Below are 12,129 nucleotides of genomic sequence, written 5' to 3'. Positions count from 1 at the left end.
GCCGTAGCCGGCCGCGGAAGCCCGTAGCGCAGAGCCTGGCCTCAGGCGCGCCCGACCCGGCTGTCGGACCCTGGCGCTTCGAGGCGCCGCTGCCAAGGCTCAATCAGCCCAGCCCAGCTCAATCCCGCCCTGATGGCGGCCGAGGGTGAGGAAGAAGGGCGCCGCATCGCAGTCGTCGCAGGTCAGCTTGATGCGCAGGCCGCCTCCACAGGGACTGGGATTGCCCGACGCCCGATTGGCGATGAGGGTCGACCTCGCCTGACCATCGGAGGCGGTGGTCGTCTTGATCACGGCCGCCGCGCCCTCCGCGCGCGTGAACACCTCGACTTCAAGGTGGCGGAGAAGGCCGCCGCCACAATGCGGGCACCGCAGCACGCCGCCGCTGCGCTCGACCGACTGGCCCTCCGTGCTCAGCTTCAACCGCACCTCCCCGAACCTTGCACCACCCCGAACGCGCCGTCGCCGGAGCGGTCTGCGCCGCGGCTGGCGAAACCTCGCCAACCGCGCCGATCGACGTTCCATGGCAAGGCTTTCGGCCGTTAGATCGCCGGACGGCGGCGCTTGCGCAACAACGATCCGCCGCGAGACGCCGCGGATGGCGGGCGCACCCCTGCTGCGCTCGCGCAGGGCGCCCCGCCGTTGCGCCTGCGGCGGGCCCCTGGCGGCTGGCGACCCGGCGGCCCGCGCCCGCGCCCGTGCAGAAACCCGCTCAGGACGCCGGCGGCGGCAACGCTCAGTCCAGCAGCCCCGTGAGCTTCAGCGCCCCAACGACCACGGCGCAGCACACGCCGCCTATGGCGGCGGCCGTGATGCCCGGCTCATGGTCATAGCGCCAATGCCGGAGCCGGCGGCGGGTTCGTGACCGCCACGTGTCGGGCTCGCGCAACACCCAAGGCATCTCAAACCTCCGTCAGGGCGAACGCGGCCGAGCCTTCGGTGCGCGCCGTCGGTCGAACAGGCTCCAGGACGGCGGCCAGGGCGCAGCCCACGGGCTCTAGGCCATACCGGCCCTCCACGGCGGCGCGCGCCGCCTGGCCGAGCCGTTCGCGCCCGCTCGCATCGGTCAGCAGGCGCGCGAGGGCCGCGGCGGCCGCATCGACGGAGCCGCGGGGCACGACCACGCCGCCGGCCGCTTCGCCGGCGTGGAAGATATCCGCGAGGCCGTGCGCGTCGCTGGAAACCACCGGCAACCCACAGGCCATCGCTTCCAGCGGAGCGACCGGCATGCCTTCGACGCGCGAGAGGGTGGCGTAGACGTCAGCGGCGGACAGCCAGAGGCGGATCAGCTCGGGGTCGGTGACATAGGTGGAGCGCCAGTCCACGGAGGGCAGGCGGCTGACCAACGGCTTGAAGGCTTCGCTGTCCTGGCCGGCTCCGAGCAGAACGAGACGGGCGTTCGCAAAGCGAGGCGCGACACGGTCCCAGGCCGCGATCAGCACATCCAGCCCCTTACGATGTATGTCGATGCGGCCGTGATTGACCACCAGCAGCGTGTCGGGGTTCACGCCCAGGGCGCGGCGGGCCTCCCCACGGGGGACGGCGCGCCACAGTGCCGCGTCCAGCGGATTTGGAATGTCGTGCAAGCGCGCCGCGTCGAGCGCGTAGGTGCGGGCGAGACGCGCCCGCTCCCGCGCGGAGGGCACGATGACGCTTCGACACCGCCTCAAGGACACGCCTCGCACACGCGCCTCGAGCGGCGAAAGGGTCGCATCGCCGCCCTGGAAGGACGCGCTCAGCGGCAGCCCAAGGGCGCCGGCCAGACACGCGAGGGCGTCGAACCGGGCGTGCTCGTAGTCCTGCACGAGAATGGCGCTGCAGCGCTCATCCCGCAGGATTTGAGCGAAACCGCGGAAGGGCGTGCGCGCCCACTGCAGGGCCGCGCGCAGCGAGGGCCGCCCGCCGGCGCGCCCGCCGCCCGAGCGCCGGCCCGGAACCAGCCAGATGGACGCGCCTGTCTCGGCGTGGATGAGGCGCTCGGGTCGGCGCCGTCGCTCCGTGGCGTGAACGATCACCGCTCGTCGCCCCTGGCGCTGCAGGGCGGCGACGTAGCCGAAAAGCCAGCCGCCGCGCATCCGGCGCGCATAATCCTCCGCCTCAAGCCCGAGCGGGTCGAGAAACTCCTCCACCACGTCGCCCCAGGGGAAGATGGCGACGGCGGGGCGATCTAGCGTCGCCATGCGCCGGCGATCTCCGCCCCTGTCATCGCGGGGTGGTGCAGGAGGTAGCCCAGCGCGGTAAGCGGCGCCGCGAGGGCGTAGAGCAGCCGGCGCTTGCGGCGGCCCAGCCGAGAGAAAGCCACGTCGTGGAAGAAGGCTGTCAAACCGTTGATAAAGCTGGCCCGAGCCTCGGGCGGCTTGCCGAACAGCCTGCGCAGATCTTCCGACCGGTAGCCGCGCCGGACATGCCCCCATTCCGCCATGAGCTCGCTTTCGTGAGGGCAGAGCGGGGCCAGGGCCCTGAAATAGGGATAGCGCCAGGCGGCGGTCGGCGTGGACACCAACACCACGCCGCCCGGGCGCGTCACTCGCGCCGCCTCGGCGGCTGCGCGGGCGTCATCCGGAATGTGTTCCAGCACGTCGAACAGCGTGACAGCGTCGAAGACACCGTCGCCGAACGGGAGCCGGAGGGCGTCGGCGCAAACGAAGATCGCTCGCCCGGCCCCCGGCCCCTGGGCCGCCAGCGCAGGATCGATGTCCACCGACACCACCTCCGCGTCCGGGTAGAGCAGCCAGGCCAGGCCGCTGCGCCCGCCGCCGATGTCGAGAATCCGTGGCCTGACGTCGTCTTGCCGCAAGCGCGCCGGTGCGATGCGGTGAATGGCGCGCATCTTCTCCCGGTAGAACAGTCCGTCCGTCAGTCCGTGCGGAAAGGGATTGCGGGCCAGAAAGGCGCCGAGCGGAGTCTTACGCATGTTGTGGAGCTCCAAGCTGGACCGCCGGTCGCGGGCCGACGGCCGCCTGCGCACGGCGGCGCCATCGAGGCCGGAGCAGGTACTGCAGCCCCAGACCCCAGCCGATCACCTCCTCCATCAGCAGGCGGAGCCGCCAACCGTCCAGCGTCTGGATCGCCGAGAGCCCGGTGCGTGCGAAATAGACCGGCAGCTGGCGCCGGATGCGGCGCAGGTCGCCAGGCGCGCCATATCGGTCGGCCTGCACCACGAGCGCCGCCACATGGCCCTTCATGTAGGCGCGATACTGCTGGCGCAGGCCGCGCCAGTCGCGACGATGGTGGTGAAAGACGACGGCGCGCGGCTCGTAAAGGCAGCGCCCCCCCGCCGCCAGGATTCGGTACCAGAACTCGGAGTCTTCCGAGCAGCCCGAGGCGCCGGCGCCCAGCCGCTCGTCGAACCCGCCAAGCCCGGCAAGGCTCGCGCGGCGGAAGGCCATGTTGGCCCCTGCGCCGATCCGCCAGACCTGAGGGCCCATCTCCCAAGTCTCCTGCAAGAAGCCGCCGTCGAAGAGGAGCGGCGTAAAGCGCGAGGTGAAGCCGCCGAGATGCAGCTCGAAGGCGCGTTGGGCGGCCGTCTCCAGTCTGGCCGGCAGGACCAGGCCCGTCACGGCATCCACCTCCGGCCTCGAGAAGGCCCGGCGGATTTCGGCCGTCCAGGTCGGATGCAGCTCCACGTCGTCATCGGTGAAGGCGATGAATTCGCCGTCAGCGGCGTCGAGCCCCGCATTGCGGGCGATGCTGAGCCCGGGGCGGGGCTCATGGACGTAGGTTACGCCCGCGCGGCCGTAGGCCACCGGACGCGCGCTCGCCGCCGGATCGTTATCCACCACCACCACTTGGCCAGGCGCAGAGGCCTGTCGGGCAAGACTGGCCAGGCAGGCCGAGAGCATGTCCGGCCGGCGGCGGGTGCACACGACAACGCTCAGCGGGCGGGCGTCGGCGGCGGCGGGCGCGGCCGCCGCCTCAAGCGCGTCGAGCACCGGCAAGGCGGCGGCCTCGTCCAGTGTGAGAGCAGAACGCGCCTGTCCATCGACTCCGGCCCGCGGCGGGCTGGCGAGCCCGGCTCCACGGGCGGCGGCCTGATCGGCGACAAGCTGCGCGGCCAGCGCCAGCAACTGGTCACCGGCCAAGGGCGTCTCGGCAGGCAGCAGCGCCTTGGTTCCCAGTGGCAGGGTGCGCCACCAGAGCACCAGGAGAACGCCCCGCTCGCGCTGCGCGACCTCGGCGAGGCCGTCGGCGATGTCCAGGTGGAGGATGTCCCAGGGCTCGTCTCTCATGCCGCCGCCTCGCGAATCGCCTGTGACCGCGCCTGGGAGCGGTCATATTCCCCGAAATGACCCTGTAGACCGCCAACGAATTCCGCCCAGGCGAACCCCAGCTCCCGCGCTCTGCCCCGCAGCCCGGCCCGGGCGATGGCCGCCAGCCGGTCCAGCGCCCACCACCAAATGATGCCGGCGTGGCGGGCGGACAGCTGCGGATCCGTGCGGCGGCACTTGGCGAGAAACGCCATGAACCCGAGACCCCAGGTCCAGTACTGTCGCTTGAGCTGCTCCAGGGTTTCGCGATGTTCGTGGAAGACAGCGTAGCCAGGCTCGTAGATCATCGGCCGGCCGCTGCGCAGAACGCGGTAGAAGATGTCCAGGTCACCGCCGCCCGGCAGCGGCGCCCCCGTGTCGAGCGCCTCGTCGAAGCCACCCAGGCTGAGCAACAGCCGCCGGTCGAAGCACATGTTGCAGCCGGCCCCGAGGATGCCTGCGCCCACCGGGTGAAGGCGGTTTCCGAAGCGGTCGCTCCGAAACTCCGTGCGCAGGAAGCCGCGCCCGAAGCCGCCCCGGCTCTCGAACCGGATCTGCGCCTCGGTGTCGAGGCGATAAGGCAGCACGAGGCCGGTGAAACCGCCGGCGTCAGGCCGGGCGCGGATCGCCGTGGACAGGGCCCGCAGATAGCCGCAGTCCACCACCACGTCGTCGTCGAGATAGGCCAGGTAGTCGCCTGTGGCGGCGTGCAGGGCCGCGTTGCGAGCGAAATTCAGCCCTGCCCGCGGCTCGTGAACGTAGCGGACGCCCGAAAACGTCTCGACGGCTCGCCGCGTGGCGTCGTCCGACGGAGCATTATCCACCACCAGGATCTCGAGGGGCGCAGAGCCCGTGCGATCGAGCGTCATGAGAGAGGCCAGAAGGCGCGCCAGCCGGGGCGCGCGGTCCTTGGTGCACACCGCGATGCTGAGGCTGGGCGCCGGCGCCTCCGGCGCGGCGGCTACAAGGGCGCGCAACGCTTGCTCGGCCCGCAGGGCCAGCACGGCGCGCGCAAAGCGCGCCTCGACGAGGGCCGAGAGTTCGGCGGCGCTCATCGGTTGGCCATGGGGTCTGGCCACCAGCGCGAACCCCGCCAGCCGGCCGTTCCACCGAGCCAGGAGGCCAATTCCAGTCTCGCCCGGCTGAAGATCGATCTGGCCCGGCGGATGCGTAAGCTCGAGGTCCACGAGGCGGTATCCCATCAGGCCACCTCCTTTCCGACATGCTCCGCATACTGCAGGCCGTGCAGGCGCGCGAAGTGGCCGGGTTGGGCGAGAAGCTCCCGGGGCGGACCGGCCTCGGCGACTCGACCGCCGTCCAGCACGATCACGTGGTCGGCCGCCATGACTGTGGAGAGCCTGTGGGCGACCACCACCACGGTGCGTCCTCTGGAGAAGGTCCGAAGGGCCGCCTGGAAGGCCAGCTCGGTCTCGATGTCGAGCGCGTTGGTCGGCTCGTCCAGCAGCAGCAGGTCCGGAGCCTTCAGGACCGTGCGCGCCAAGGCCACGCGCTGGCGTTGACCGCCCGACAGGCGCGCGCCACGGTCGCCGAGTTCGGTATCGAGACCATCGGGAAGCGCGTGCAGGAAGTCGCAGCCCGCCACATCCGCCGCCGCTTGGATGGCGTCTCGCGGGGCGGCGAGGTCGCCGTAGCCGATGTTCTCGGCCGCGCTCGCGTTGAACAGCTGCGCCTCCTGCGGCATCAGCGACACGCGGGATCGCCAGGAGGCCAGGTCGAGCTCGGGCAGCGGCCGACCGTCCGCCAGAACCACGCCATCGCTGGGGTCGCGGAAGCGGAACAGCAGGGCCAGGAGGGTCGACTTCCCGGCGCCAGAGCGGCCGACGATTGCGGTGGTGGTTCTGGCGGGGATGATGAGGCTGACCCTGTCCAGCACAAGCGGCCCGTCAGCCGCGTACCGGTAGCTCACATTGCGCAGCTCCACGCCCACCTGCAGAGCCGCGGCGGGCAGATCGCCGCTGGCGAGGAAAGGCGAGGCCGTGGCGGCGACCACCTCGTCCACGTCGTCCACCGCAGCGGCGAGGCCGTCCAGGGCGACCTTGCACTGCAAGAATTCCCGTGTCGGCCCTTGCAGCCGGTAGAGCAGGGCGAGGAAGGCGGCGAGAGGGGCAAGACCGGCGCCGAGGGCAGAGCCTGCGAGAACGAGGGCTCCGATCAGCAGCGCGCCGCAGATTTCCGCGATCGGTCCTGGCAGCGCCCAAAGGAGGTCGAGAGCGAGGATACGCCGGCGGATCCGCTCGGAGACAGCCTCAAATCGCGCCACCTCGTGGCCTTCGCGGCCGAAGCTGCGGATCAGCTGCAAGGCGCCCATGCTCTCCCACATGCGCAGGCCGAAGGCGCGATTCTCCTCCACCACGGCGCGGCCGGTCGCCTGGGCGCGTCGGGTCGCCAGGTGGACGGCGCTGGCGGCGGCGCCGAGCAGCACCAGGGCGACGGCGGTGAGCGGCGCCGAAATCGCCAGCATCAGGCCAAGGAACACCAGAAAGGTCACCGCGCAGATCGCCAGCCGGTACACGAGGCTCAAAGCGTTGCTGACCTTCCAGGTGTTGTTGGACAGTGTGGCGACGACGTCGGTGATCCGCGCATCGGGGCGGTAATCGAGGCAGGCGGTAAGCGTCTGGGCGAAGATGCGGCTGCGGAGCCGGTGCGCCACCCAGCCGTCCACGTACCGGGCGACGAAGCCGCCGGCGAAGACGGCGAGATTCTTGGCCGCCACCGTCGTGCAGAGGGTCAGCACCAGCACGGGCAGCCGCCAGGGCTGCGGCACCGGGGCGAGCAGGGCGTCGAAGCCGCGCGCCAGCGGATGCGCGCCGTCCCCGGCTCCGAGGCTCTCCAGCAGCGGGATGAAAAGGTAAAGGCCAAAGCCGTCCAGAGCCGCGGCGGCCAGGGCGAGGCCCACGACAGCCGGCGCGGCCCACCGGGGCGCCTGCGACAAGCGCCACACCTGCCGCACGCGCTGGATCAGGGACCCGTTCAAAGACCCGCCTCGAGGAAGGCCGGCCGGAAGTCGCCGCCCTGGCGGAGCAGCCTCTGGGCGAGGATTTTCAACGGGAGCGGCGTTCGCGCCTTCAGGGTCAGCCAGGCGAGATCCCCCATCCGCCCAGCGTGATCAAAAGCGTTCAGGAAGCCGTGCTGGGTCAGCAGAGTAGCGGCGTTGACGAGCGGCCCGGTGGTCAGCGCGCGGACCAGGAGCCAGTAGACCATATCGCGGCGGTGAGCCTGATACTCGGCCTCAAATTGCGGATAGCGGGTCCTGAAGCTCTCCAGCGTCAACTCGCATGAGCGCAACATCCGCAACGCGTCGGACGACATGTTGCCTTGCGTCACGCGGTAGCCGGTCAGGTGGCGGCGAACCACCCGGAACTCGTGCCTCTCGGCGAGTCGCAGGTAAATCATCAGATCCTCGCAGCCCTGCGCCCCCCGAGCCCTAAGGGACGCATCGTAGCCGCCGACGCTTTCGAAGGCGGCTCGCCGGACCAGCGGGGAGCTGCCGTTGCCGACGAGATTGGCTCGACAGAGGTCGCGCAGCACCCAACCCTCGGCCTGCGGACGGTGTTCTAGCGAGTAGATGCGGTCGTTCGCGTCGATGAGCGCGGCCCAGGTGTAGACGAGCCCGACCTGCGCCCCGCCGGCGGCCATCGCCGCCATTTGCAGCTCGATCTTCTCCGGCGCCCAGAGGTCGTCGGCGTCCACGAAGGCCAGGTAGTCGCCCTGCGCAGCGGCCGCCCCGACGTTGCGGGCGGCCGCCACGCCGGCGTTCGGCTGCGCGACCAGCCGAATGCGCGGGTCATGAGCGGCCGCAGCCCGGACCCGCAGCGGTCCATCGTCCGTTGAGCCGTCGTCAACGACGATGATCTCGAGCGCGGCCCAGGTTTGCCCTGAGATGCTTGCAAGTGTCCGCTCGACCGTCGCGCCTCCGTTGTGCAGGGGCACGACCACGGAGACCAGAGCTGCGCCCGCCACCGCGGTCATGCCTGAGCTGCGGCGCCGGGCAGATCGTCCTTCCAGGCGATAACGCCCGGGGTGAGGCGTCGCCCGCGCTTAGGCCTGCGCGCCTCGAGTTCGGGGACCAGAGCGCTTGGCAGCAGGATAGGCTCCGGAGCGTCAAGCAGCTCGGCGCCGCCCGCCATTCGGGCCCGAAACCACGCGATGGTTCGGTCAACCCCCTCCTCGTAGGCGACACCGCAGGACCAGCCGGGCAACACCTGACCCATGACGGTGAGATCAGGCCTCCGGTTGGTCGGATCGTGCGGCGCGGGCGGCAGATGCCGGATTTCGCAGGCTGGGAAGCGCCGCTGGATATATTCGGCGACTTGAAGGACAGGGATTTCGCGGTCGTTCCCGACGTTCAGCGGGCCCGGGTAGTCCACGCCGTCACGCCACCAGTAGCGGGCGAGCGCCTCGACGATGTCGTCGACATAGCCCCAGCTGCGGCTCTGCAAGCCGTCGCCATAGACGGTGAGCGGAAGGCCGCGTAGAGCCTGGGTCACGAAGTTGGAGACGGCGCGTCCGTCGTCCATCCGCGTCCGCGGCCCGAATACATTGAACAGCCGCACCACCTTGATGCGGACGCCGCGCGTTCGCCGCGCCTCGAACAGCATGGCCTCCACGCAACGCTTGCTCTCGTCGTAGGCGGCGCGAGGCCCGGTGCAGTCCACGGAGCCTCGGTAGCTCTCGGGCTGGGGCGAGACGAGGGGATCGCCATAAACCTCCGACGTCGACGCGTAGGCGAGCTGGCCACCGGGCTCGAGCAGCTCAAGGCAACGCATCGCGCCCAGGACATTGGCTGAAATCGTCCGCAGGGGCTCGGCCATGTACCACGGCGGCGAAGCGGGGGAGGCAAGGTGGTAGATCTCGTCGAACTTGCCGCTCAAGGCTGCCTGCTCGATGTCGTCGAGAACGATGCGCAGGCGATCATCTGTCACGTGCGCCAGGTTCTCGCGCAGGCCGGTCCAGAGGTTGTCGACCACGGTCAGCTCGCCGAGGTCGGTCCTTTTGAGCAGTCGGTCGACCAGATGGGAGCCGATGAAGCCCAGTCCACCAGCCACTAAGACGCGTTTCATCGGCAAAGCCTCGCAGTTGCGCTCTAACGCCCGGAGAGCCGTGCGCATAACTCTGTGCAGCGGAGCTCCCTCAAGCGAGGCGCCAACCGCTCAAACGGCAGCGCTGTTCCGTTCGCGGCGAAAAATTGTCGAAACGGCGCCGCGTTCGGCCATGCCGCGTGGACTGATCACCGTCGTAGCCGCAGCGGGGTGAGGGCGAAAAAGAACGCCGCTCGCATCGCCTCGACGACCCTCGTTTGAGCGAGCGGTCCAGTCGACGCGAAGCCGCGCCCCCGCCGCGATCCGCGCCTGACAGTCGGGAGCGTTCGGACGCTCGCGGAAGGTCGCGTGTGATACGCCGGCGTCCCGGCGCCGTCTGGGCGGTCCAGCCCCATGGGGCAAGGGGTTTGCCCGCGGCGACCCTGGTGCTTTGTTGCCGCGCAGGGAGTTTGATGCGTAGCTCCGCAGTCGCCGCTTTGATGGATCGATGCTGCACCACCATCACCACCCCGCGTTTGTCGTGCTTTCCATCGTCGTCGCGGTGTTCGGCTCCTGGACCGCGCTTGACCTGTTCCGTCGCGTCCAAACTCATCTCGGCGTCAGTCGCACCGTGTGGGTCGCAGCAGCAGCTGTCGCGATGGGCCTTTCAATCTGGTCCATGCACTTCGTGGCCATGCTCGGCTTCGACCCGGGCTCCGCGGTCAGCTACGATCCCTTGCTGACTTTTGTCTCCCTGCTCCTGGCCATGGGAGCCACCTTCACCGCCTTCGTGATCGCGGCCCACCAGGCCAGCAGCCATCGACAGATCTTGCTGGCCGGCGCGGTGATGGGGGCGGGCATCTGCCTCATGCACTATGTCGGCATGGCGGCTGTGCGCTCGGCGGCGTCTTTGGGATATGAGCCGAGCCTCGTGCTCGCCTCGTTGCTGATCGCAGTCGCCGCCTCCACCGCGGCGCTCTTCGCCGGCCGCATGGAGCATGCCCTGCCGCAGCGGGCGCTCGCCGCCGCAACCCTCGGCCTGGCGATCGTCGGCATGCACTATACGGCCATGGCGGCCCTTCGACTGACCGCCGCGCCCCACAGCGAGATGGCCCCCGCCGGCGCGCCGCCCATTCTGCTGGCCGTGGCGGTCGCCGGGGGCACGTTGCTCATTCTCTTCCTGGCGCTCCTCGCCTCCCTTTACGATCAGCGAGGCAACGTTCTTTCGTCGCTGGACGCCGGTGGCGTCGGCTACTGGGAACTCGACCTGCGGGACATGACGCTTCAGATGTCCGCAAGGGGAAAGCAGCTGTTTGGCGCGTCGCCAACCGCCCCATTCACCTACGCGGCCATGATCAGCCGATTGGCCCCTGACGAGCGCCAGCGCCGTGAACAGCTGCTCGCCAGTGCGCTGCGCACCGGGTTCTACGACGCAGAGTACGCGTTGGCCGACGACGCGCGTGTGCTCAACGTGCGCGGCCAGGTGCTGAAGGACTCTCGCGGACGCCCGCGCCGCATGATTGGAGTGCTGCTGGATGTAACCGACCGCCACGCCGCGTTCTCCGCCGTGACCGAGAGCGAGCGGCGCCAGCGGCTGCTGATCAACGAACTCAATCACCGCGTGAAGAACAGCCTGGCCACGGTCCAGTCCATCGCCGCCCAGACCAGCAGGCGGGCCAGCGACCTCGCCGACTTCCGCGAGAAGTTCGAGGCTCGTCTGATCGCGCTGTCGGCGACGCACAACGCCCTCACCCAAGGGGGGTGGGAGGGCGCCAGCCTTGAGACTCTGCTGCGCAATGAGCTTTCGCCCTATTCCCACGAGCAGGTCCGGCTCCACGGCCCAGACGTCGCGCTCAGCCCTGCGGTGGCTCTGGCGCTTGGCATGGTCTTCCACGAGCTTGCTACGAACGCGGCGAAGTACGGGCCGCTCAGCAGCAGCAGCGCAGGCTCCGTTCAGGTCGGCTGGCGGGTCGAGCGCGACGAGGCCGAGACCCGGCGCCTGTTGTTGAGTTGGAAAGAGCAGGGCGGGCCCCCAGTCCAGGCGCCCTCGCATCGCGGCTTCGGATCACGCCTGATCGACAGCGCAGTTCGTCATGAGCTCGGAGGTGTCGCTGAGATGCGCTTCGAGCCCGACGGCTTGCGCCTTGCGCTTGACATCCCCCTGGAGGACGAGGTGGCTTCCCTAGGCCTGCGCTCCTGAGCTGAGCCTTAGACCCCGTGTCAGCCGAGGCGCTCAGGCGGATGCAGCTGAAGGCCGAATAAAGGGCGCCCGACACCGTTCCTTGGCGAGCTTTCCGTCATCGTGAACAGGCGCACGCCTCGACGATGCCCCGTCTCCCTTCGCGGAGGCGCTGACAATGTTGTCCTGATCGAGCGACGGCGAGCGGCGAGCGGCCAACCCGCGCCACCAGGTGTGATCGGCGGGCCTGTCGATGCACCGGCCGCCCTGGCGCAAGCTGCCCACCTGTCTTGATGGCTCTATTCGAGCGATGCGAAGGCCGCTGGCGAGAAGCCCTGCCGTTCGGCGCTGCGGCCCGATTGCAGTTGGCGACCCAGCCGGCGTCCGCGAGCAGGGCGCGACCGACCGCCGCGAGATCAAACTCCTCCCGCTCCAGGCGCCGGATGAGCGCGCCGAGGTCGGCCGGTTGCGAGGCTTCCCCGCCAAAGACGCCGAAGAAGGTTCCGGACAGGCCGACGGACCCCACAGTGATGGTCTGCGCGCCCGTAAGCTTCTTAGCCCAGCCAGCGAAGTTGAGGCCCTCGCCGCCGTTGATCTCCGGGAACTCCGGCTCCCAGAACCGGCGCTGCGAGCAGTGCAGGACATCGACGCCGGCTTCCACCAGGGG

The 12,129-nt window shown here is 69.9% G+C and carries 10 protein-coding genes and 1 pseudogene; 1 reads left to right on the top strand and 10 read right to left on the bottom strand.

What is annotated here, in order from left to right:
- Positions 1-99 precede the first annotated feature (99 nt).
- From ACE3Q8_RS07130 to ACE3Q8_RS07090, 9 genes are all read right to left on the bottom strand, one after another.
- Positions 100-420, bottom strand: a complete 321-nt coding sequence (locus tag ACE3Q8_RS07130) for a hypothetical protein (protein ID WP_374469566.1) — start codon at positions 418-420, stop codon at positions 100-102.
- Between the two features lie 313 nt (positions 421-733).
- Positions 734-898 carry a hypothetical protein gene (locus ACE3Q8_RS07125; protein WP_374469565.1) on the bottom strand — a complete coding sequence of 55 codons (165 nt, stop codon included), beginning with the start codon at positions 896-898 and terminating at the stop codon, positions 734-736.
- A 1-nt stretch (position 899) separates the two neighbouring features.
- The gene (locus tag ACE3Q8_RS07120; RefSeq protein ID WP_374469564.1) at positions 900-2,072 is read right to left on the bottom strand and encodes a glycosyltransferase family 4 protein; all 1,173 of its coding nucleotides are present in this window, start codon (positions 2,070-2,072) and stop codon (positions 900-902) included.
- Between the two features lie 92 nt (positions 2,073-2,164).
- Positions 2,165-2,911 (bottom strand): class I SAM-dependent methyltransferase, encoded by a 747-nt coding sequence (locus ACE3Q8_RS07115; RefSeq protein WP_374469563.1) that lies wholly within the window; start codon positions 2,909-2,911, stop codon positions 2,165-2,167.
- Positions 2,904-4,226, bottom strand: coding sequence for a glycosyltransferase family 2 protein (locus ACE3Q8_RS07110; protein ID WP_374469562.1), 1,323 nt, complete (start codon positions 4,224-4,226; stop codon positions 2,904-2,906). The genes ACE3Q8_RS07115 and ACE3Q8_RS07110 overlap by 8 nt, the downstream gene beginning before the upstream one ends.
- Positions 4,223-5,446, bottom strand: coding sequence for a glycosyltransferase family 2 protein (locus ACE3Q8_RS07105; protein WP_374469561.1), 1,224 nt, complete (start codon positions 5,444-5,446; stop codon positions 4,223-4,225). The genes ACE3Q8_RS07110 and ACE3Q8_RS07105 overlap by 4 nt, the downstream gene beginning before the upstream one ends.
- A complete protein-coding gene (locus ACE3Q8_RS07100; RefSeq protein ID WP_374469560.1) occupies positions 5,446-7,239 on the bottom strand; it encodes an ABC transporter ATP-binding protein in 1,794 nt (597 codons plus the stop codon). Before ACE3Q8_RS07100 ends, ACE3Q8_RS07105 begins: the two co-directional genes overlap by 1 nt.
- Complete coding sequence (locus ACE3Q8_RS07095) at positions 7,236-8,234, bottom strand: glycosyltransferase family 2 protein (protein ID WP_374469559.1); 999 nt, start codon at positions 8,232-8,234, stop codon at positions 7,236-7,238. Before ACE3Q8_RS07095 ends, ACE3Q8_RS07100 begins: the two co-directional genes overlap by 4 nt.
- Positions 8,231-9,325 carry an NAD-dependent epimerase/dehydratase family protein gene (locus tag ACE3Q8_RS07090; protein ID WP_374469558.1) on the bottom strand — a complete coding sequence of 365 codons (1,095 nt, stop codon included), beginning with the start codon at positions 9,323-9,325 and terminating at the stop codon, positions 8,231-8,233. The genes ACE3Q8_RS07095 and ACE3Q8_RS07090 overlap by 4 nt, the downstream gene beginning before the upstream one ends.
- Before the next feature lie 466 nt (positions 9,326-9,791).
- On the opposite strand from ACE3Q8_RS07090, the gene ACE3Q8_RS07085 reads away from it, so the two are divergent.
- The gene (locus ACE3Q8_RS07085; RefSeq protein WP_374469557.1) at positions 9,792-11,483 is read left to right on the top strand and encodes an MHYT domain-containing protein; all 1,692 of its coding nucleotides are present in this window, start codon (positions 9,792-9,794) and stop codon (positions 11,481-11,483) included.
- A gap of 278 nt (positions 11,484-11,761) precedes the next feature.
- On the opposite strand, the pseudogene ACE3Q8_RS07080 reads toward ACE3Q8_RS07085, so the two are convergent.
- Positions 11,762-12,129: pseudogene (locus ACE3Q8_RS07080) on the bottom strand (12-oxophytodienoate reductase); the annotation flags it as partial.

This window comes from Phenylobacterium sp., from assembly GCF_041913825.1.
In the GTDB taxonomy this organism is placed as follows: domain Bacteria; phylum Pseudomonadota; class Alphaproteobacteria; order Caulobacterales; family Caulobacteraceae; genus Phenylobacterium.
This window is presented reverse-complemented; position numbering and strand designations above follow the sequence as displayed.

What these genes read in the sequence shown, in the direction of transcription:
- ACE3Q8_RS07090 (WP_374469558.1), bottom strand. Translation starts at nt 9,325, where the DNA reads ATGAAACGCGTCTTAGTGGCTGGTGGACTGGGCTTCATCGGCTCCCAT.
- ACE3Q8_RS07110 (WP_374469562.1), bottom strand. Translation starts at nt 4,226, where the DNA reads ATGAGAGACGAGCCCTGGGACATCCTCCACCTGGACATCGCCGACGGC.
- ACE3Q8_RS07120 (WP_374469564.1), bottom strand. Translation starts at nt 2,072, where the DNA reads ATGCGCGGCGGCTGGCTTTTCGGCTACGTCGCCGCCCTGCAGCGCCAG.
- ACE3Q8_RS07105 (WP_374469561.1), bottom strand. Translation starts at nt 5,446, where the DNA reads ATGGGATACCGCCTCGTGGACCTCGAGCTTACGCATCCGCCGGGCCAG.
- ACE3Q8_RS07095 (WP_374469559.1), bottom strand. Translation starts at nt 8,234, where the DNA reads ATGACCGCGGTGGCGGGCGCAGCTCTGGTCTCCGTGGTCGTGCCCCTG.
- ACE3Q8_RS07125 (WP_374469565.1), bottom strand. Translation starts at nt 898, where the DNA reads ATGCCTTGGGTGTTGCGCGAGCCCGACACGTGGCGGTCACGAACCCGC.
- ACE3Q8_RS07085 (WP_374469557.1), top strand. Translation starts at nt 9,792, where the DNA reads ATGCTGCACCACCATCACCACCCCGCGTTTGTCGTGCTTTCCATCGTC.
- ACE3Q8_RS07115 (WP_374469563.1), bottom strand. Translation starts at nt 2,911, where the DNA reads ATGCGTAAGACTCCGCTCGGCGCCTTTCTGGCCCGCAATCCCTTTCCG.